This window comes from Nonomuraea sp. NPDC004702 (genome assembly GCF_053601695.1).
On the sequence record NZ_JBSGCE010000048.1, the window covers coordinates 25,000 to 43,594 of the forward strand.

18 protein-coding genes are annotated in these 18,595 nt (G+C 72.1%); 12 read left to right on the plus strand and 6 right to left on the minus strand.

Annotation, left to right across the window (positions count from 1 at the left end):
* From murG to ACWEJ6_RS39740, 9 genes are all read left to right on the plus strand, one after another.
* Positions 1-1,077 carry an undecaprenyldiphospho-muramoylpentapeptide beta-N-acetylglucosaminyltransferase gene (murG, locus tag ACWEJ6_RS39700; RefSeq protein ID WP_452430620.1) on the plus strand — a complete coding sequence of 359 codons (1,077 nt, stop codon included), beginning with the start codon at positions 1-3 and terminating at the stop codon, positions 1,075-1,077.
* Positions 1,074-2,471 (plus strand): UDP-N-acetylmuramate--L-alanine ligase, encoded by a 1,398-nt coding sequence (murC, locus tag ACWEJ6_RS39705; protein ID WP_352358436.1) that lies wholly within the window; start codon positions 1,074-1,076, stop codon positions 2,469-2,471. The genes murG and murC overlap by 4 nt, the downstream gene beginning before the upstream one ends.
* A gap of 73 nt (positions 2,472-2,544) precedes the next feature.
* The gene (locus ACWEJ6_RS39710; RefSeq protein WP_452430622.1) at positions 2,545-3,207 is read left to right on the plus strand and encodes a cell division protein FtsQ/DivIB; all 663 of its coding nucleotides are present in this window, start codon (positions 2,545-2,547) and stop codon (positions 3,205-3,207) included.
* 335 nt (positions 3,208-3,542) lie between these two features.
* Positions 3,543-5,048 (plus strand): cell division protein FtsZ, encoded by a 1,506-nt coding sequence (gene ftsZ / locus ACWEJ6_RS39715; RefSeq protein ID WP_452430624.1) that lies wholly within the window; start codon positions 3,543-3,545, stop codon positions 5,046-5,048.
* 151 nt (positions 5,049-5,199) lie between these two features.
* Positions 5,200-5,892: a YggS family pyridoxal phosphate-dependent enzyme gene (locus ACWEJ6_RS39720; protein WP_364331409.1), complete on the plus strand. Its 693-nt coding sequence runs from the start codon at positions 5,200-5,202 to the stop codon at positions 5,890-5,892.
* Positions 5,893-6,030: 138 nt separating this feature from the next.
* A complete protein-coding gene (locus tag ACWEJ6_RS39725; RefSeq protein ID WP_357968056.1) occupies positions 6,031-6,531 on the plus strand; it encodes a cell division protein SepF in 501 nt (166 codons plus the stop codon).
* Positions 6,532-6,611: 80 nt separating this feature from the next.
* Positions 6,612-6,905, plus strand: coding sequence for a YggT family protein (locus tag ACWEJ6_RS39730; protein ID WP_125630468.1), 294 nt, complete (start codon positions 6,612-6,614; stop codon positions 6,903-6,905).
* Positions 6,906-7,013: 108 nt separating this feature from the next.
* Positions 7,014-7,889: a DivIVA domain-containing protein gene (locus ACWEJ6_RS39735; protein ID WP_352325076.1), complete on the plus strand. Its 876-nt coding sequence runs from the start codon at positions 7,014-7,016 to the stop codon at positions 7,887-7,889.
* 41 nt (positions 7,890-7,930) lie between these two features.
* A complete protein-coding gene (locus tag ACWEJ6_RS39740; RefSeq protein WP_452430628.1) occupies positions 7,931-9,676 on the plus strand; it encodes a hypothetical protein in 1,746 nt (581 codons plus the stop codon).
* A 47-nt stretch (positions 9,677-9,723) separates the two neighbouring features.
* On the opposite strand, the gene ACWEJ6_RS39745 is transcribed toward ACWEJ6_RS39740, so the two are convergent.
* From ACWEJ6_RS39745 to ileS, 3 genes are all read right to left on the minus strand, one after another.
* A complete protein-coding gene (locus tag ACWEJ6_RS39745; protein ID WP_452430630.1) occupies positions 9,724-10,143 on the minus strand; it encodes a hypothetical protein in 420 nt (139 codons plus the stop codon).
* A gap of 64 nt (positions 10,144-10,207) precedes the next feature.
* Complete coding sequence (locus tag ACWEJ6_RS39750; protein ID WP_452430632.1) at positions 10,208-10,714, minus strand: hypothetical protein; 507 nt, start codon at positions 10,712-10,714, stop codon at positions 10,208-10,210.
* Positions 10,715-10,813: 99 nt separating this feature from the next.
* Entirely contained in the window at positions 10,814-13,954 is a 3,141-nt protein-coding gene (ileS, locus tag ACWEJ6_RS39755) for an isoleucine--tRNA ligase (RefSeq protein ID WP_452430634.1), read from the minus strand.
* A 439-nt stretch (positions 13,955-14,393) separates the two neighbouring features.
* Between ileS and ACWEJ6_RS39760 the strand changes: the two genes are divergently transcribed.
* Genes ACWEJ6_RS39760 through ACWEJ6_RS39770 form a run of 3 tightly spaced genes read left to right on the plus strand, consistent with a single transcriptional unit; the run spans position 14,394 to position 16,301 of the window.
* The gene (locus ACWEJ6_RS39760) at positions 14,394-14,783 is read left to right on the plus strand and encodes a TraR/DksA family transcriptional regulator (RefSeq protein WP_357705396.1); all 390 of its coding nucleotides are present in this window, start codon (positions 14,394-14,396) and stop codon (positions 14,781-14,783) included.
* Entirely contained in the window at positions 14,747-15,379 is a 633-nt protein-coding gene (gene lspA / locus ACWEJ6_RS39765; protein ID WP_452430636.1) for a signal peptidase II, read from the plus strand. Before ACWEJ6_RS39760 ends, lspA begins: the two co-directional genes overlap by 37 nt.
* The gene (locus ACWEJ6_RS39770; protein WP_358293923.1) at positions 15,372-16,301 is read left to right on the plus strand and encodes an RluA family pseudouridine synthase; all 930 of its coding nucleotides are present in this window, start codon (positions 15,372-15,374) and stop codon (positions 16,299-16,301) included. The genes lspA and ACWEJ6_RS39770 overlap by 8 nt, the downstream gene beginning before the upstream one ends.
* Positions 16,302-16,309: 8 nt before the next feature.
* Here ACWEJ6_RS39770 and ACWEJ6_RS39775 read toward each other — a convergent pair whose 3' ends face one another.
* From ACWEJ6_RS39775 to ACWEJ6_RS39785, 3 genes are read right to left on the minus strand one after another with little or no spacing between them, the layout of a single operon-like run.
* Positions 16,310-17,614 (minus strand): protein kinase domain-containing protein, encoded by a 1,305-nt coding sequence (locus ACWEJ6_RS39775; protein ID WP_452430639.1) that lies wholly within the window; start codon positions 17,612-17,614, stop codon positions 16,310-16,312.
* Between the two features lie 9 nt (positions 17,615-17,623).
* On the minus strand, positions 17,624-17,935 hold the full coding sequence (locus ACWEJ6_RS39780) for an AzlD domain-containing protein (protein ID WP_358293921.1): 312 nt from the start codon (positions 17,933-17,935) through the stop codon (positions 17,624-17,626).
* Positions 17,932-18,594 carry an AzlC family ABC transporter permease gene (locus ACWEJ6_RS39785; RefSeq protein WP_452430641.1) on the minus strand — a complete coding sequence of 221 codons (663 nt, stop codon included), beginning with the start codon at positions 18,592-18,594 and terminating at the stop codon, positions 17,932-17,934. The genes ACWEJ6_RS39780 and ACWEJ6_RS39785 overlap by 4 nt, the downstream gene beginning before the upstream one ends.
* Between the last annotated feature and the right edge of the window lies 1 nt (position 18,595).

The window sequence follows — 18,595 nt, forward strand, 5'->3', positions numbered from 1 at the left end:
ATGAGGGTGGTCCTCGCCGGTGGGGGGACGGCCGGGCACATCGAGCCCGCGCTCGCCCTTGCGGACGCGCTGCGCCATCTTGACCGGAGCGTCGGCATCACCTGCGTGGGCACCGAGCGCGGCCTGGAGACGCGGCTCGTGCCCGCCAGGGGCTACGATCTCGAACTGGTGCCGGCCGTGCCGCTGCCCAGGGCGATCACCCCGAGCCTGCTGACCGTGCCGGGCCGGCTGGCCGGGGCGATCAACGCCGTGTCGGGCGTCCTCGACCGGGTCGGCGCCGACATCCTGGTCGGGTTCGGCGGCTACGTCGCCACGCCCGCCTACCTGGCGGCCAAGCGCAAGGGCCTGCCGATCGTCGTCCACGAGGCCAATCCCCGTCCCGGCCTGGCCAACCGGCTGGGCGCCCGGCTGACCGACCACGTCTTCACCGGCTTCCCCGACGCCGCGCTGCCCAAGGCCGAGTTCATCGGCACCCCGCTGCGCCGCGAGATCGTCACGCTCGACCGGCTGTCCACCGGCGACAAGGCGCGCTCCTGGTTCGGGCTGGAGAACGACCGGCCCACGCTGCTGGTGTTCGGCGGCTCGCAGGGCGCCAGGTCGCTCAACCAGGCCGCGCTGGCCGCCGCGCCGGTGCTGCGCCGGGCCGGCATCCAGGTGCTCCACGTGCTCGGCCTGAACAACACCGTCGAGCACGAGCCGCCGCCCGGCGACCCCCAGTACGTGCTGCTGCCCTACGTCGACCGCATGGACCTCGCCTACGCCGCCGCCGACGTCGCGCTGTGCCGCAGCGGGGCCCTGACCTGCGCCGAGCTGACGGCCGTGGGGCTGCCGGCCGCGTACGTGCCGCTGCCGCACGGCAACGGCGAGCAGACCGTCAACGCCGAGCGCGTCGTGCGCGGCGGCGGCGGCCTGATGATCGACGACTCCGACCTGTCACCCGATTGGATCATCCAGAACGTGCTGCCCATGCTCCACGACCCCGAACGGGTCGCCGTCATGTCGGAGGCCGCCTCCCGGCTGGGGCGCAAGGACGCCGATATCATGCTTGCCAGGAAAGTGTTGGAGATAGCCCGATGAGTCTCGTCAAGCTGGTCGATCCCGTAGCCGTCGAAGACCTCGGCCGCGTGCACTTCATCGGCATCGGCGGCGCGGGCATGTCGGGCATCGCCCGCATCCTGCTCAAGCGCGGCGTCCGCGTCACCGGCAGCGACGCGCGCAGCTCCGAGCTGGTGACCGAGCTGCGCGAGCTGGGCGCGACCGTGCACATCGGGCACGCCGCCTCGCACATCAGGGACGTCGACACCGTGGTGGTCTCCACCGCCATCCGCGACTCCAACCCCGAGCTGGGCGAGGCGCTCAAGCAGGGCCTGCGGATCATCCCGCGGGCCGCCGCGCTGGCCTCGGTGATGGCCGGCCGCACCGGCGTGGCCATCGCCGGCACCCACGGCAAGACCACCACCACCTCCATGCTCACCGTGGCGCTGCAGAAGTGCGGCGCCGAGCCGTCCTACTGCGTGGGCGGCCAGCTCGTCACCACCGGGCTGGGCGCCGACGAGGGCGCGGGCCGGGTGTTCGTGGCCGAGGCCGACGAGAGCGACGGCTCCTTCCTCATGCTGGCCCCCGACATCGCCGTGGTGACCAACGTCGAGGCCGACCACCTCGACAACTACGGCGACCCGCGCGCGGTGCACGACAGCTTCGCCCGTTTCGCCGACCGGGTGGGCTCGCTGCTCATCGTCTGCGCCGACGACCCGGGCGCCGCCGAGCTGGTCGGGCGGGCGCGCGAGCGCGGGCTGCGGGTCAGGACCTACGGCGAGCAGGGCGAGGACTACCGGGTGACCGGCGTGCGTCCCGACGGCTTCGGCACGGTGTTCTCCATCGAGGGCAGGGGAGACGTGCGGCTGGCCGTCCCCGGGGCGCACAACGCGCTCAACGCCACCGCCGCCATCGCCGTGGCCGACGAGCTGGGGCTGGCGTTCGAGGACATCAGAGACGGCCTGGCGGCCTTCACGGGGGCCAAGCGGCGCTTCGAGGCCAAGGGCGAGGCGGGCGGCGTCGCGGTGTTCGACAGCTACGCCCACCACCCGACCGAGCTGGCCGCCGACCTGCGGGCCGCGCGCGACGTCGTGGCCTCCTACTCGGGCACCGGCCGGGTCATCGCGATCTTCCAGCCCCACCTGTACTCGCGCACCCGGTTCTTCGCCGACGAGTTCGGCGCCGCCCTCGGGCTGGCCGACGAGGTCATCGTCCTCGACGTCTACGGCGCGCGGGAGGATCCCGAGCCGGGCGTGTCCGGCGCGATGGTGGCCGGGCGCGTGCCGCTGCCGGCCGAGCGGGTGGCCTACGCCCCCGACCGGGCGGCGGTGCCGGACCTGGTGGCCGGGCGGGCGCGGCCGGGTGACATCGTGCTCACGATGGGGGCGGGCGACGTGACGGAGCTCGGGCCGCAGCTCGTGGCGCGCCTGTCCTGAGCCGTACGGGCGTGGCGGGCGGGCGCCGGACGGCCCGGCGGCGTACGTTCGAAGCCGGCGTGCGAGGAGGGCGATGAAGGCGCGTAACGCGTTCCTGGTGCTGTTGACGGCGGGGGTGGTCGGCTCGGCCGCCTGGCTGGTGTTCTTCTCGCCGGTCCTGGGCGTGCGGTCGGTCGAGATCGTGGGAAATCTCACAGTGACCAGCGAGCACATTAAGCAGCAGGCCGCCGTCCCCGACCTGCATCCGCTGGCCACGGTCGACCTGGCCGACGTCCAGGCGCGCGTGCTCGGCATCCGGCAGCTCGCGACGGCGAAGGTCGACCGGGTGTGGCCGGGCACGCTCAGGATCGAGGTGGTCGAGCGCGAGCCGGTCGCGGTGATCCCCGCGGGCGGCCGGTTCGCGGTGGTCGACAAGCAGGGCGTGGTGATCGAGGTCAAGGACACGTCGCCGTTCATGCTGCCGTTGCTCAAGGTCGACCGGCCGGCCGCGGGCGACCCGGCCACCATGGCGGCGCTCCAGGTCGTCCAGGCGTTGCCGCCGGTGGTGGCGGGCAAGGTCCGGCAGGTGCGCGCCGCCTCGGCCGAGGGCGTGACGCTGGAGCTGTCCGACGGCCGTACCGTCCTGTGGGGCGGGGCCGACAGGCCGCAGGAGAAAGGCCGCATCCTGGTCTCGCTCCTGAGCCGCAAGGCCACCCTGTACGACGTCAGCTCTCCCGACGTCGTCACCTTGAAGTGATCACGAGTGTCAGGGTCTGGCAACTCCGTGGCAAGGGCATCGCGTGCCTGTGCGAGGTGGGGGTCGCGGCGTGAGAGCCTGTAGATCGGAGCTTCGGCAGAGGAAGGCCCCGACCAGGCGCGACTCCGGAGCGAATCGGACAGCCCGCGACACGCCGGACGTGCTTGCGGCGCGGTTAGTTGACCCGCCTGGTAGGGGCCTCCTACTGTCCGTATCAATCCTCAGGTTGACATAAATCTAAATCTCAACCTGAGGTTGAGAGTTACGAAAACTGAGAAAAAGCGGAGACGATCCGCACCGAAATGGCAAGTCAACGAGCGGAAAGGCCCCTCGTCGTGGCAGCACCGCAGAACTACCTCGCGGTCATCAAGGTCGTCGGCATTGGCGGCGGCGGAGTGAACGCCGTCAACCGGATGATCGAGGAGGGACTCAAGGGCGTCGAGTTCATCGCCATAAACACCGACGCCCAGGCGCTGCTGATGAGTGACGCCGATGTGAAACTCGACGTGGGCCGCGAGCTCACGCGCGGACTGGGCGCCGGAGCCAACCCCGACGTGGGGCGCAAGGCGGCCGAAGACCACCGTGAGGAGATCGAGGAGGTCCTCAAGGGGGCCGACATGGTCTTCGTCACGGCCGGCGAGGGCGGTGGCACGGGCACCGGCGGCGCGCCGGTCGTGGCCAACATCGCCCGGTCGCTCGGCGCGCTGACGATCGGCGTGGTGACCCGGCCCTTCAGCTTCGAGGGGCGGCGTCGCGCCTCGCAGGCCGAGGCCGGCATAGAGACACTGCGCGACGAGGTCGACACCCTCATCGTGATCCCCAACGACCGGCTGCTGTCGATCTCCGACCGCCAGGTGAGCGTGCTCGACGCGTTCAAGGCGGCCGACCAGGTGCTGCTGTCCGGTGTCCAGGGCATCACCGACCTGATCACCACGCCCGGCCTGATCAACCTCGACTTCGCCGACGTCAAGTCGGTCATGTCGGGCGCGGGCTCGGCGCTCATGGGCATCGGCCACGCGCGCGGCGACGACCGGTCGGTCGCCGCCGCCGAGATGGCGGTCTCCAGCCCGCTGCTGGAGGCGAGCATCGACGGCGCCCACGGCGTGCTGCTGTCGATCGCGGGCGGCTCCGACCTCGGCCTGTTCGAGATCAACGAGGCGGCCCAGCTCGTCTCGATGGCCGCCGCGCCCGACGCCAACATCATCTTCGGCACGGTCATCGACGACGCCCTCGGCGACGAGGTGCGGGTCACCGTGATCGCGGCGGGCTTCGACGACGTGCCGCCGCCGGCCGAGAAGCCGCTGCCCAGGCCCGCCGCCCGGCCGGCCGCGCAGCCCGCGGCGCCGGTGTCGTCCTCGGCCCTGCGGCCCGGTGTGCCGGCTTCGCCCAGCGTGAAGTCCGAGCCGCCCGCGCCGCGCCCTGAGCCGAGGCCCGAGCCGCGTCCTGAGCCGCGTGCCGAGCTGCGGTCGGAGCCCCGCCAGGAGTTCAGGCCGGAGCCCCGCCAGGAGTTCAGGCCCGAGCCCAGGCAGGAGTTCAGGCCCGAGCCGCGCCCCGAGCCTCGCCCGGAGTCGCGCGAGTTCAGGCCCGAGCCGCGTCCTGAGCCCCGCCCGGAGCCGCGTCCCGAGCCGGTGCGGCCGGTGGAGCCAGTCCAGCCCGCCGAGCCCGTCGCCGCCCTCGGCGACGACGAGCCGCAGGCCCCGGTCTCCATCCCGAGGCCCACGCCCGAACCGGCCAACCCGCCCACGCCCATCACCTCCCGCATGTCGGAGCCTCCCAAACGTCCTCGGGTGATCTTCGAGGAGCAGGAGGAGGAGCTCGACGTCCCCGACTTCCTCAAGTAGCTCACCACCCACCGCCGCTCCCCGCAGGCGTACGGGAGCGGCGCCGTCGTGTGTGCCGGGATCCGACCCGCGGCACGGAAAGGGGGCCATCGTGGCGTACGGCGTACAGGCCGAACTGCGGGGCGATGGAGGCAGGGAGAGGGAGACAGACGTGCGGAGGGACGAGATCGCGGCCGGTCTCACCGAGATCGAGGACCGCATCGGCGCGGCCTGCCACGCGGTGGGCCGCGACCGCGGCGAGGTCACCCTGATCGCGGTCACCAAGACCAGACCGGCCGACGACGTGCGCATCCTGTGCGAGCTGGGTGTGCGCGACGTCGGCGAGAACCGCGACCAGGAGGCCGCGCCCAAGGCCCACGAGCTGGCCGGCCTGCCGCTGACCTGGCACTTCGTCGGCCAGCTGCAGACCAACAAGGTGCGGTCCGTCGTCGGGTACGCCGACGTGATCCACTCGCTCGACCGCCTCCGGCTGCTGGAGGCGATCAGCAAGGAGGCCGTGCGGCAGGGCCGCAAGGTCGGCTGCCTGATCCAGGTGGCGCTCGACGACGACCCCTCCAGGGGCGGCGCCCGGCCCGCCGACGTGCTCGCGCTGGCCGACGAGGTGGCGCTGGCCGACGGAGTGTGGCTGGGCGGCGTCATGGCGGTCGCCCCGCTGGGGGTGGAGCCCGCCCGCGCCTTCGCCGTGCTGCGCGATGTCGCGACCCGCGTCCAGGAGCAGCATCCGCGGGCCACGATGGTCTCCGCGGGCATGAGCCAGGACCTCGACGAGGCGGTCGCCTACGGTGCGACACACGTGCGGATCGGTACGGCGTTGCTCGGTCGTCGCAGGCCCTTCGTCAGGTAATGTCCCCTCAAGTGGGTCTTCAGGCCCATGATCAAGTAGAGGTCGATCCGCGGTGAGCTCCAAGGGGGTACGGCTGCCGCCTCGGCCCCGGCGACGGGTCCGAGCCAGTGCGACCATGAGCAGGAGGACGACGTAGCGATGGCCGGCGCGATGCGCAAGATGGCGGTCTACCTCGGTCTCGTGGAGGACGACCGCTACGAGAGGTACGAGACCTACACCGACGAGTACGCCTACGACGACGATGTCCAGCGGACCGGCGAGGAACGGCCCGTGGCGGTCCAGGACCGCGACGAGGAGGCCGACTCCGCGGTCCCCGCGCCCAGGCCCGCCACGACGATCCTGGAGCGCCGCACGACCGACCTGGCGCGCATCACGACCCTCCATCCCCGGACCTACAACGAGGCCCGAACCATCGGAGAGCACTTCCGCGACGGCACCCCGGTCATCATGAATCTGACCGAAATGGTTGACAGCGACGCGAAGCGGCTCGTGGATTTCGCGGCAGGTCTGGTCTTCGGCCTACATGGAAGCATTGAACGTGTTACCAACAAGGTGTTCCTGTTGTCCCCTGCCAATGTCGAGGTGACCGCCGAGGACAAGGCCCGAATCGCGGAACGCGGGTTCTTCAACCAGAGTTAGAGTCTCTGTATGTCCATCGCACCCAACCGGGTCCACGCGCGGCCGGGAGGGCACACCAGAAGTGGAGGCGCGGCCGGGCCGTGGAGATCGTGAGTGGGATCTTGGTCGTAGTCCTGTCTCTGTATTTGGTACTGCTCATCGGCAGGATGATCTTTGAGACGGTGCAGGCGTTCGCCCGGCAGTGGCGGCCTTCCGGGGTCGTGCTGGTGCTGGCGGAGGCCACGTACACCGCGACAGACCCACCTCTCAAGTTCCTCCGCCGTTTCATTCCCCCGCTCCGGTTGGGTACGGTGGCCTTTGACCTAAGCTTCACTGTCCTGTTCATCGTCGTTCTGATCTTGATCCAGATCGCTGGGTCACTGGGCGGCCGGTGAGGCGGGCTGGTGGGGTGGCCGGTCGTGATCCAACTCGTGTCCGCGCTGAAGTGATTCGGGTTCACCGTCCCTCCGGACAGACTCCAAGCGCGCCAAGGAGACCAAAAAATGCCGCTGACGCCCGCTGATGTGCGGAACAAGCAGTTCAGTACCACCCGGCTGCGGCCGGGCTACGACGAGGAGGAGGTCGATGCCTTCCTCGACGAGGTGGAGGCTGAGCTCGACCGCCTGATCCAAGAGAACGAGGAGCTACGCGCCAAACTGGCCGAGTGCCTGCGTGGGAAGGTGCCGGGCGGCATGGGCATGCCCATGGCCTCCGCGCCCGTCCAGGAGCAGCCGAAGCCGGAGATGATGGCGCCGCCGCAGCCGGAGCCCATGCGGGCCCCCGAGCCGCAGCCGATGCGAGCCCCCGAGCCGCAGCCCGTGGCCATGAGCATGCCTCCCGCCGAGGACAACATGGACACCGCGGCCCGCGTGCTGGCCCTCGCCCAGCAGACCGCCGACCAGGCGATCGCCGACGCCCGCCGGGAGGCGGACGAGACGGTGACCCGCGCCCGCCGCGAGGCCGACGAGATCCTCACCAAGGCCCGCCGCCAGGCCGAGCAGGTCATCGGCGACGCCCGCGCCCGCGCCGAGACGCTTGAGCGCGACGCTCAGGAGCGCCACCGCCAGGCGATGGGCTCGCTGGTGCAGACCCGCGACGAGCTGGAGCGCAAGGTCGAGGAGCTGCGCAGCTTCGAGCGCGAGTACCGCAGCCGCCTCAAGCTCTACCTGGAGAACCAGCTCGCCGAGCTCAACGTCTCCGCGGAGGGCAGCGGCGGGTTCCCGGTCATGTCCGGTCCGCAGGGTCAGGCCCCCGCCATGTCGCACGCGGTTCCCCAGGGTGGCCAGCAGCCTCTTCCCGGTGGCCCCAACCCGTTCGGCGGCGAGGCTCCGCAGGGCGCCTTCCCCGGCGGCGACGGTCCGCACAACGACCGCCGGTAAAGTAACGGGTCACTAGGACCTGTCACTCGAAAGAGCCCCCTGTGATCCTTATCAGTGCTGGTTTGGTGCTCGCGGCGGTCGTGTTGCTGATCGCGGGCTTCGTACTGGCTAAGCCGTTCCTGATCATGTGGTCCATCGTGGTCAGCGTGCTGTCCGCGCTGTTCCTGGTGATCGGGGCGTTGCTGCGGCGTCACGAGCTGTTTCCCGGTGGTGGGCGGGCCGCTGCGCCGGCCACCCCTCCGGCCCCGCTCCCGCCGCCCGGCCTGCCGTACAACCAGACCGGTCCTGCCGGGCCCCAGCCGCACCCGCGGCCACAGCCCCACCCGCATCCGCACCCGCAGACGCTTCAGCGGACCGCCGTTCCGGCCTCCGCGCCTCGCCGCCCCGCGGCGAGCGGCATCTCGCCGGACGCGATCGTGCTGGTGATCCCGGGCCGCAAGAGATACCACGTGCCGGGCTGCCGCCAGCTGGCCGGACGGGATCACGAGGAGCTCACCCACGAGGAGGCACGCGAGGAGGGCTTCACGCCCTGCACCACGTGCCTTCCGGACGCCGCGCTCGGCGGACGGCAGTTGCCGCCTGCCGCCGACCCCGAGCCCGTCGTCGCCCCCGGTCCCGGTGCCACCCCCTCCGCCGTGGCGGAGAGCCGGGCCGAGACCTCCGCGGAGACCCGGGACCTGCGCCCGCCGGTCGTACCGCCGAAGCCCGACACGAAGGCTTCCACCCCCACCCCGGAGCCCGCCGCCCCCCGCGAGGAGGGCGCCACCGGGTGGTTCGGCCGTCCGGCCGCCGCCGCGCAGGCGAGCGACCCGGCCACGTCCCCCTCCGCCGCCACGTCCGATTCCGCGCCCGATTCCGCGCCCAATTCCGGGGCCGATTCCGGGGCCGGTCCGGACGAGGAGCAGGGGGAGATCGAGACTTCCTACTTCCGGCCGCCGTCTGAGCGTGAGCGGCCCGCGCGTCCCTCTTCGCCGGACGACGCCAAGGGCCCGTCGGCCGCCCCTTCGAGCCCTGCTGCCGCCTCCAAGGGGGCGCCGGCTTCGGGGGCGTCCAAGAGTTCGGCCGAGGGTTCGTCCAAGAGCCCGTCGGCTGAGGGTGAGGCTCCGGCCAGGTCGTCCAAGGGCGCGGCCGCGGCCAAGGCGGGTGCGGGTGCGGCGGCTTCGGGCCAGACGGGCGATGACGCGGCTGGTTCCGGCAAGCCGGTCGAGAGCGCGCCGGGCAAGCCGTCCTCCTCGACCGCCCGGCCGTCGCCCGCCGACCGGCCCGCCGCACGGCCCGCACGGCCCGTCGAACAGCCCGTCGATGACGGTGACGACGCGTCCGACCCGGACACGGCGCCGCAGCCTCGTGTGACCGCCTCCGGGCTGCCGGTCCAGCCGGAACCCTCTGGTGGGGCTTCCAAGGCGTCCGAGCGGCCTTCTGGGGCTGCGCCGGCCCCTTCCGCCCGTCCGGCAGGAGCGGCCGCCCCGGCGCCGAAGACCGGGAGCAAGGACACCGAGCCCGGCACGACCGGCAAGGAGAGCCCGGCGAAGGGCGAGACGCCCGGCGCCGAGCCCGGCAAGACGGGTGAGGGCTCGAAGGGCGAGGCCGGCGGCACGTCCGGTCCGGCCGGGCGTCCGAGGACGGTCAAGGTCATCACCGGCACCCGTCGCTACCACAGCGCCACCTGCCCGCTGATCAGGGGCGCGGGGGAGACGGGCGTGGAGACCATGACGATCCCCGAGGCCGAGGACGCCGGTCTGACCAGCTGCCCGGTTTGCCAGCACGACCGCGAGACGGCCAAGTAACCCCCCGCCCCAGACCCGCCGCGCCTTGACCCGCGGGCCTTCGGGGCTCAAGGACGCCCATCTCCATGGGGCCGGCTCAAGGGCCGTTCACACCAGCGGGCCTTCCGCGCTCGTCCGGCGTCCGCCAAGGCGGGCGTCAGGGGTGGGGGCTGGGGCGCAGGCGAAGGAGCCAGGGGTGGGGCGGGGAGCCGCACCTCCGGGACGAGGTGCCGGGAGTCGTTCCGCATGATTGTCAGGGCTGTCAGGGGACGGCGGATCCGCGGGTCGCGGCGGTAGATCCACTCGTCCTCGGCGGACTCGTCGAGCATGAGCTGGAAGCGCCAGGGTGCGCCGGGGCTGATCGCGGCGTGCACGTCCCAGCCGGTCAGGAGCCGCCGGACGGCGAGCCGGTCGTGGCGCGGCGGCGCGACGACCTCCTCCAGGGGCGCGGCCTCCCAAGGGCCCCACGGCGTGTCGATTCGCGGCATGTCCGCCCTTCTCCGGACGAGGTACCGCCGGGAAACCCCGAACGCCCCCGCGACCGGGCAGAGCTCACCGGGCTCTCCACGCGGCCGCCGTCCGGCTGGTGGACTTGGCCGTGACGGGACCGGCCTGCGGGGCGGGCCACACCTGGATCAGGTACTCCTCGACGGGGGCGTCGTCGTCCCGAGGGTCGCCGTCGTCGCGGTTGCGCCCGTGGACGCGCAGCCGGTAGTCGCCGGGGCGGGGCAGTTCCAGCTGTGCGCCGGGGTTCTCGCCGTCGCCCGTCGTCGCGAAGTCCATGAACGCCGATCGCCAGGCGACGGACACCTCGGCGACGTCCTGCCACCCGTCGGTGGTCAACGGCGGGGCGGCGTCCCACAGTTCGGCGGTGACGACGATGTCGCCGACCTCCTGGCCGCACACGATGCGCGCGCCGTCGCCGTCGGGATCGGCCTGGACCAGGCCCGTCGCGGTCATGTCCCACGCGAACTCCGTCACGAGGTCCTCGCCGGTCAGGTCGACGGTGGACGCGTCCACGAACACCCGAGCGCAAGCGCGGCGGATCGGATTCGGCACAGAACGGGATCCTTTCGGAATGCGAGAGGAGGCGAACGCGCGCGGGGGCGCCACCGAGGTGACCGGTGGCGCCCCCGCGTGCACGGATCGCGGCCTGGGTCAGGCGCGGCGGAGGTGGAACGTCAGGCCCAGGTCCTCGTCGTGGTGGGCCGGGAGGTCGTCCTGGGCGCCCTCGGTGAGGGACGCGGCCAGGACCTCGTCGGCGACCGTGCCGCCGCCGGAGCGCAGCGCGGCGGCCAGGTCGGGCGAGGAGGCCGTCCACCACAGGTCGATGCGGTCGGTGATCGACAGGCCGGAGGACTTGCGGGCCTCCTGGACCAGCCGGATCACCTCGCGCAGCAGGCCGGCGCGGCGCAGCTCGTCGGACAGCTCCAGGTCGAGGGCGACGGTCTCGCCGGTGCCGGTGCCGATGGCGCCGGTCTCCACGGCCCAGCCCGCGCGCGGCTGCTCGGTGACGATCACCTCGTCGGGGCCGAGCATGATCTCGCCCAGCTCGTCCGCCTCGATCATGACGGGGGTGCCGCCACGCAGCGTACGGGCCACGCGGGTGGCGTCGGCGGCGGTCACCGCGGCGGCCACCAGCTTGGTACGCGACCCGAACCGCTTCCCGAGCGCCCGGAAGTTCGGCTTCACCGTGTACGACACGAGATCAGCGTCGAATCCGGACATGTCCTCAAGGGCCTGGACGTTGAGCTCGTCCGCCACCAGCCCCCGCAGCTCGGCGGGCAGCGACGGCCAGCCGTGCGCGCCCACCAGCGCCCGGCGCAGCGGCTGCCGCGTCTTCACGCCGGAGGAGGCGCGGGCCGAGCGGCCCAGCTCGACCAGCCGGCGGACCAGGGCCATCTGGTCCGACAGCGCCGGATCGAGCAGGTCCTCGCGCACCTGCGGCCAGCTGGTCAGGTGGACCGAGGAGGGCGCGCCGGGCGCGCGCAGCACGTCCCAGAGGTAGTCGGTGACGAACGGCGTGATCGGCGCCATCAGCCGGGTGACCGTCTCCAGGCACTCGTACAGGGTGGCGAACGCCTCGCGCGAACCCTGCCAGAAGCGGCGGCGCGAGCGGCGGACGTACCAGTTGGACAGGTCGTCGAGGAAGTCGGCCAGGCGGCGGCCGGCGCGCTGGGTGTCGTACTCGTCGAGGGACGCGGTGACCTCGGCGACCGTCCGGTGCAGCTCGGCCAGCACCCAGCGGTCCAGCAGCGGACGCTCGGCGGCCGGCGGAGCGGGCTCGGACGAGCTCCAGGACTCGGCGTTGGCGTACAGGGTGAAGAAGGAGGAGGTGTTCCACAGGGTCAGCAGGACCTTGCGGACGATCTCCTCCAGGGCGTTGTGCCCCACCCGGCGGGCCGCCCACGGCGATCCGGAGCAGGCCATGAACCAGCGCAGCGCGTCGGCGCCGTGCTGGTCCATCAGCGGGATCGGCTCCAGGATGTTGCCCAGGTGCTTGCTCATCTTGCGGCCGTCCTCGGCCAGGATGAGGCCGAGGCAGAGCACGTTCTCGTAGGAGGACTGGCCGAAGACCAGCGTGCCGACCGCCATCAGAGAGTAGAACCAGCCGCGGGTCTGGTCGGTGGCCTCGCAGATGAACTGCGCGGGGTAGACGCCCTCCGGCTTGCCGTGCTCGCCCCACTGCGCGAACGGCATCGAGCCCGAGTCGTACCAGGCGTCGATGACGTCGGGCACGCGGGTGGCGAGCTCGCCGCAGGAGGGGCAGTCGAAGGTCACGTCGTCGACGTACGGGCGGTGCGGGTCGAGCGCGGAGACGTCCTGGCCGGCCAGCGTGCTCAGCTCGGCCAGCGAGCCGACGCAGGTGACGTGGCTCTCGTCCGCCGAGCACACCCACAGCGGCAGCGGCGTGCCCCAGTAGCGCGAGCGCGACAGCGACCAGTCGACGTTGTTGCGCAGCCACTCGCCGAACCGGCCCCACTTGATGGTCTCGGGGAACCAGTTGGTGTTGGCGTTCTCCGACAACATCTGGTCCTTGACCGCGGTGGTGCGGATGTACCAGGACGGGAGCGCGTAGTACAGCAGCGCGGTGTGGCAGCGCCAGCAGTGGGGGTAGGCGTGCTCGAAGTGGGTGCCCCGGTACAGCAGGCCGCGCCGGCGCAGGTCCTCGGTGAGCTCCTCGTCGGCGTCCTTGAAGAAGCGGCCGCCGACCATGGGCACGTCGTCGAGGAACCGGCCGTCGGGGCCGATCGGGTTGACGATCGGCATGTCGTACCGCTTGATGACGGCCATGTCGTCGGCGCCGAAGGCGGGGGCCTGGTGGACCAGGCCGGTGCCGTCCTCGACGGTGACGTAGTCGCCGAGCACGACGTAGTGGGCGCCGGGGATGTCGACCAGGTCGAAGGGGCGGCTGTAGCGGGTGCGCTCCAGCTCGCGGCCGGTGTAGCGGGCCACCTCGGTGACGTCCTCGCCGAGGACCGACAGCAGCGGCTCGGCCACCACCAGCACCTCGCCGTCGGCGGTCCTGGCCGCGACGTAGGTGACGTCGGGGTGCACGGCGACGGCCGTGTTGGACACCAGCGTCCAGGGGGTGGTGGTCCAGATCAGCAGCGCCGCGCCCAGCTCGGCCAGCGGCCCGGACGTCACGGGCATGCGCACGTAGACCGAGGGGCTGGACACGTTCTCGTAGCCGCCCGGCTGGCCCAGCTCGTGGTCGGACAGGCCGGTGCCGCAGCGCGGGCAGTACGGCGTGATGCGGAAGTCGCGGAACAGCAGCCCCTTGTCGAAGACGACCTTGAGCGACCACCAGACCGACTCGATGTAGGACGGGTCCATCGTCCGGTACGCCTGGGACAGGTCGATCCAGTAGCCCATGCGCTCGGTCATCTGCTCGAACGCGTCGACGTGCCGCAGCACCGACTCGCGGCACTTGGCGTTGAACTCGGCGATGCCGTAGTCCTCGATGTCCTTCTTGCCGGTCAGGCCCAGCTCACGCTCGATGCCGACCTCGACGGGCAGGCCGTGGCAGTCCCAGCCGGCCTTGCGCGGGACGCTGAAGCCGCGCATCGACTTGTAGCGCGGGAACAGGTCCTTGAACACCCGGGCCTCGACGTGGTGCACGCCGGGCAGGCCGTTGGCGGTGGGCGGCCCCTCGTAGAACACCCAGGCGGGGTTGCCGGCGTTCTGCTCGACGGACCGCTCGAAGATCTTCCCGTCCCGCCAGCGGTCGAGGACCTCGCGCTCGAGCGCGGGCAGGTCGACCTGCGCGGGAAGAGAGCGGAATGATGGGGAAGACATGTCGGGCGGGACCTCCACGCGTCGTCGGCCGGTTGTGGCGTGCGCGAAGGGACGAAGCCTCGCGGCTCCGCGGTACCACCCTTCTTGGCCTCCGAGGAGGCCCTCTTCATTCGCTTGCTGCCGGGTCTAGTGAGCTCTGCCGAGCCGTTCTTCCGGCGGCTCCGGGGTGATATCCCTCACAGCGGGGCCCCATCAACGCCTTGCAGTCTCAAACCATAACGCAGAGTGGAGCCGAAGACTTCCAGGTTTCCTCCCGCAGCCGGAGGCGTTGGTACGCAAGGAGGAAATTTGTGGGAATGGACGTCCCTGGGGAGGAGTTGAACGGGCGAGGCGGGATAGTACGGGTGAGGTAAACCATCCGGCGGGTCGTTTGCCGTTCCGTTATGAGGATCCTAAGCTGCCCGCACCATTCACGGCCTTGATCAGCATGGAGGCAGCCATGGCGGCAGTCACGCAGACCGCTACACCGTCGATGTGGTCGGAAGAGGAGCTGGCCGAGGTACGCGGCAGGCTGCGGACCGAGATCGACGAGCTCGAGGCCGACATCCTCCGCCACGAGTCGGAGATAGCCTCTGGTGACGTCACCCAGGGCGCGGGCGACGACCAGGCGGACGCCGGCGCCAAGACGTACGAGCGCGAACGCGAGATCGCCCTTACCCTGAATGCGCGCGATCTGGTCGCGCAGAACGAACGTGCGATCGCCAGGATCGACGCAGGGACCTATGGAGTGTGCGAATCGTGCCACAAGCCGATCGGCAAGGAACGTCTTCAGGCGTTCCCGAGGGCGACGCTGTGCGTGGCCTGCAAGCAGAAGGAGGAACGCCGCTAGGCAGGCCACGCGGACGTCTCCTCGCGATCCTCACCTCGCTGGCGGTCGTCGTCTACGCGGCTGACCTGATCAGCAAGACGATCGTGCTGCGAACGCTCGAAGGCAAGGCGCCGCTCGTCGTCCTCCAGGACGTCCTGCAGTTCCGGGTGATCTTCAACTCGGGGGCGGCGTTCAGCATCGGCACGGGGATGACGTTCGTGTTCACGTTCATCGCGGCGGGCGTGGTGGTGGCGATCGTGCGCACCGCGCGCAAGCTCCACAGCCTGCCGTGGGCGATCACCCTCGGGCTGCTCCTCGGCGGGGCGCTCGGCAACCTGACCGACAGGCTGCTGCGCTACCCGTCGGGGTTCGGCCGGTCCACGCAGCTCCAGGGGCACGTCGTGGACTTCATCGAGGTCCTGCCCGGTCACTTCCCGGTGATCGACTACTTCCCGGTGTTCAACGTCGCCGACTCGGCGATCGTCTGCGGCGGCATCCTGGCGGTGCTGCTGGCCTGGCGCAACGTGCAGATCGACGGCACCAGGGAGACCGAGCACACCGAGGAGACCACCGCGGGGACCACCGCGGAGACCGGGAAGGAGCCCAAGGATGGCTGAGCGGCGGAGCCTGCCCGTCCCCGACGGGCTGGAGGGCGAGCGGGTCGACGCGGCGATCTCGCGGCTGTTCGGCTTCTCGCGCACCCGCGCGGCCGAGCTGATCGCCGCCGGCGAGGTGCAGGTCGACGGCGGGCAGCCGGCCAAGTCCGACCGCGTGCACGCCGGCGCCTGGCTGGAGGTGACGCTGCCGCCCCCGGTCAGCACGCCGATGCCGGTGGCCGAGCCGGTGCCCGGCATGACGATCGTCTACGAGGACGACGACATCATCGTGGTCAACAAGCCGATCGGGGTGGCCGCCCATCCCACCGTCGGCTGGACCGGCCCCACAGTGATCGGCGGCCTGCTCGGCGCCGGGCACACGATCGCCACCAGCGGCGCGGCCGAGCGGCAGGGCATCGTCCACCGGCTCGACGCCAACACCACGGGCGCGATGGTCGTGGCCAAGAGCGAGCACGCGTACTCGATGCTGAAGCGCGCCTTCAAGGAGCGCACGGTCGACAAGCGCTACCACGCGCTGGTGCAGGGCCACCCCGACCCGTTCAGGGGCACCGTCGACGCGCCCATCGACCGCCACCCCTCGGGCGAGGGCAAGTTCGCCGTGGTCGCGGGCGGCAAGCCGTCGGTCACCCACTACGACACGATCGAGGCGTTCCGGGCGGCCTCGCTGCTGGACATCAAGCTGGAGACCGGCCGTACGCACCAGATCCGCGTGCACATGTCGGCCCTGCGCCACCCCTGCGTCGGCGACATGCTCTACGGCGCCGACCCCACGCTCGCGGCCCGGCTGGGCGTCACCCGGCAGTGGCTGCACGCGGTCTCGCTCGGCTTCGAGCACCCGGCCACCGGCGAGTGGATGTCCTTCAGCACCGACTACCCCGAGGACCTGCAGAAGGCGCTCGACGCCGTCGCCGCCGACACCTGAGCCGGCCGCTACTCCTCGCCGTCCTGCGACGGGTCGATCTGGCCGGGGGTCCTGGAGGGGGCGTCGTCCTTCTTCTTGTCCTGCTCGTCCCGCTGGGCCGCCGACTTGGTGGGCGTCGGCTTCTTCGCCGGGGACTTCGCGGGGGTGCTGGTCCGTTCGCCGCTGGTGGGCGAGGGGGCGCTGCGCCGGGGCGCGGCGGACTGCGAGGGATGCGCGGACTGCGAGGGATGCGAGGTCGCCGGGGGCGGCTCGGAGTCGGTGACGGTGGTCTTCGGCGCGTCCGTCGGGGCGTCGCTGCCGGGCGGGGTGACGACCGCCGGGATCGTCGGGGCGCGGCCCTGCACCGGCTGGTCCGACTGCTTCGTCCACCAGGCCGCGCCGCCGGTGACCAGGCCCACCAGCAGCGCGCCCGCCGCGATGGCCAGGATCGGCATCCTGCGCGGGCGGCGTACGGCCATCGGGGGCACCGGCACCGGGCCGGTCTGCTCCAGCGGCCCCCCGGTCAGGACCAGTCTCAGCCGCTGCTCGGCCTCCTCCAGCGACATGCGCTGCGCGGGGTTCTTGCGCAGCAGCCCGAGCAGCACGGGGGCGAGCACGCCCGCGCGGGCCAGCGGTTCCGGCTCGGCGTGCATGACCGCGCCGAGCGTGGCCAGGGCGTTGTCCCGGTGGAAGGGGGAGTGGCCCTCGACCGCCATGTACAGCGTCACGCCCAGCGACCACAGGTCGGAGGCGGGCCTGGCCTGGCCGCCGGCCGCCCGTTCGGGGGCCATGAAGGCGGGGGTGCCGATGAGGATGCCGGTCCTGGTGACGGGGGCCTCGTCCTCGGTGGTGGCGATGCCGAAGTCGGTCAGCACCGCCCGTCCGTCCTCGGTCAGCAGCACGTTGTCGGGCTTGACGTCACGATGGAGCACGCCCGCCGCGTGCGCGGCGCGCAGCGCCTCCAGCAGTTGCAGCCCGATGGCGGCGACCTTGGCCGGCGGCAGCGGGCCGTCGGCGCGGATGGTCTCGCCCAAGGTGCGGGAGTGCACGAGCTGCATGACGATCCACGGATGCCCGCCCTCCTCCAGCACGTCGTAGACGGCCGCCACCCCCGGATGCGCCACCCGGCCGGCCGCCCGCGCCTCGCGGAACGTGCGCACGGCGAACACCTCGCGCTCAGGGCCGCTCAGATCCGGTGGTGGCAGCACCTCCTTGACGGCCACGTCACGGCCGAGCACCTCGTCGTGCGCCTGCCACACGGTTCCCATACCGCCCTGGCCGATCGTCCTGAGCAGCCGGTAGCGGCCACCGACCATCCCCGCAGAATCGGACATGCACGGCGACTACCCAAGAAACATCCGGGCAAGCGCGGTGACGACGGCCGCCGCCGCCAGGATCACCAGGAACGGCGCCCGCAGCACCAGGGCGACCACGGCCGCCACCAGCCCCGCCGTGCGCGCCGGGTCGAACGCGGGCCGGCCCTGCTCGGTGAACATCTGCACCGCGATCAGCGCCGACAGCAACGCCACGGGCACCAGTTCGGCGAACCGGCGCACCGCCGGATGGTCCAGCACCCGGCGCGGCGCGGCCAGCCCGGCCAGCTTGAGCGCGTAGCAGCCGAGGCAGACCGCGACGATCGCCCACCAGACCGTCATCGCACCATCACCACCAGCACCGCGACCGCCGACAGCAGCACCGGCACGCCCGGCGGGAAGAACGGGCTGGCCGCCAGCGCGACCGCCGCCCCGGCCACCGCCAGCACCCGCAGCCGCCCGCTGGCGGCCAGCCGCGGCCACAGGATGGCCAGGAACGTGGCCGGGCCCACGGCGTCGAGCCCGAGCACCCGCGGGTCGCCCAGGAGGGACGTGCCGACCGCGCCGGCCAGGGTGGTGAGGTTCCAGGCGACGTACAGGCTGGCGAAGGTGGTGAGGAAGCCGGTGCGCGCCGACGGCTCGTCCGGCTGGGCCAGCGTGACGGCCGTGGTCTCGTCGATCACGCCGTGGGCGGCCAGCAGCCGGCGCGGGCCGCGGACGTTCAGCAGGTCGGCCAGGCGCAGGCCGTAGAGGGTGTTGCGGCCGCCGAGCAGCAGCGCGCCCGCGGCCGCGGCCGTCAGGTCGCCGCCCGCGCCGATCGCCCCGGCCAGCGCGAACTGCGAGGCGCCGGTGAAGGCCAGCAGGCTCAGCACGCACGCCTGGGGCACGCTGAGCCCGGCGGTGATCGCCGCCGCGCCGAACGCGAGACCGGACAACCCCACGGCCAGTCCCACACCGAGGCCGTCACGCACCGCGGCGGAACGGCGAGTTGTCTGTTCCATG

Excerpts from the sequence above, each read along its gene's own strand:
- murG (WP_452430620.1), top strand. The coding sequence starts at position 1 with ATGAGGGTGGTCCTCGCCGGTGGGGGGACGGCCGGGCACATCGAGCCC.
- murC (WP_352358436.1), top strand. The coding sequence starts at position 1,074 with ATGAGTCTCGTCAAGCTGGTCGATCCCGTAGCCGTCGAAGACCTCGGC.
- ACWEJ6_RS39710 (WP_452430622.1), top strand. The coding sequence starts at position 2,545 with ATGAAGGCGCGTAACGCGTTCCTGGTGCTGTTGACGGCGGGGGTGGTC.
- ACWEJ6_RS39725 (WP_357968056.1), top strand. The coding sequence starts at position 6,031 with ATGGCCGGCGCGATGCGCAAGATGGCGGTCTACCTCGGTCTCGTGGAG.
- ACWEJ6_RS39735 (WP_352325076.1), top strand. The coding sequence starts at position 7,014 with ATGCCGCTGACGCCCGCTGATGTGCGGAACAAGCAGTTCAGTACCACC.
- ACWEJ6_RS39745 (WP_452430630.1), bottom strand. The coding sequence starts at position 10,143 with ATGCCGCGAATCGACACGCCGTGGGGCCCTTGGGAGGCCGCGCCCCTG.
- ileS (WP_452430634.1), bottom strand. The coding sequence starts at position 13,954 with ATGTCTTCCCCATCATTCCGCTCTCTTCCCGCGCAGGTCGACCTGCCC.
- ACWEJ6_RS39760 (WP_357705396.1), top strand. The coding sequence starts at position 14,394 with ATGGCGGCAGTCACGCAGACCGCTACACCGTCGATGTGGTCGGAAGAG.
- ACWEJ6_RS39770 (WP_358293923.1), top strand. The coding sequence starts at position 15,372 with ATGGCTGAGCGGCGGAGCCTGCCCGTCCCCGACGGGCTGGAGGGCGAG.
- ACWEJ6_RS39775 (WP_452430639.1), bottom strand. The coding sequence starts at position 17,614 with ATGTCCGATTCTGCGGGGATGGTCGGTGGCCGCTACCGGCTGCTCAGG.
- ACWEJ6_RS39780 (WP_358293921.1), bottom strand. The coding sequence starts at position 17,935 with ATGACGGTCTGGTGGGCGATCGTCGCGGTCTGCCTCGGCTGCTACGCG.
- ACWEJ6_RS39785 (WP_452430641.1), bottom strand. The coding sequence starts at position 18,594 with ATGGAACAGACAACTCGCCGTTCCGCCGCGGTGCGTGACGGCCTCGGT.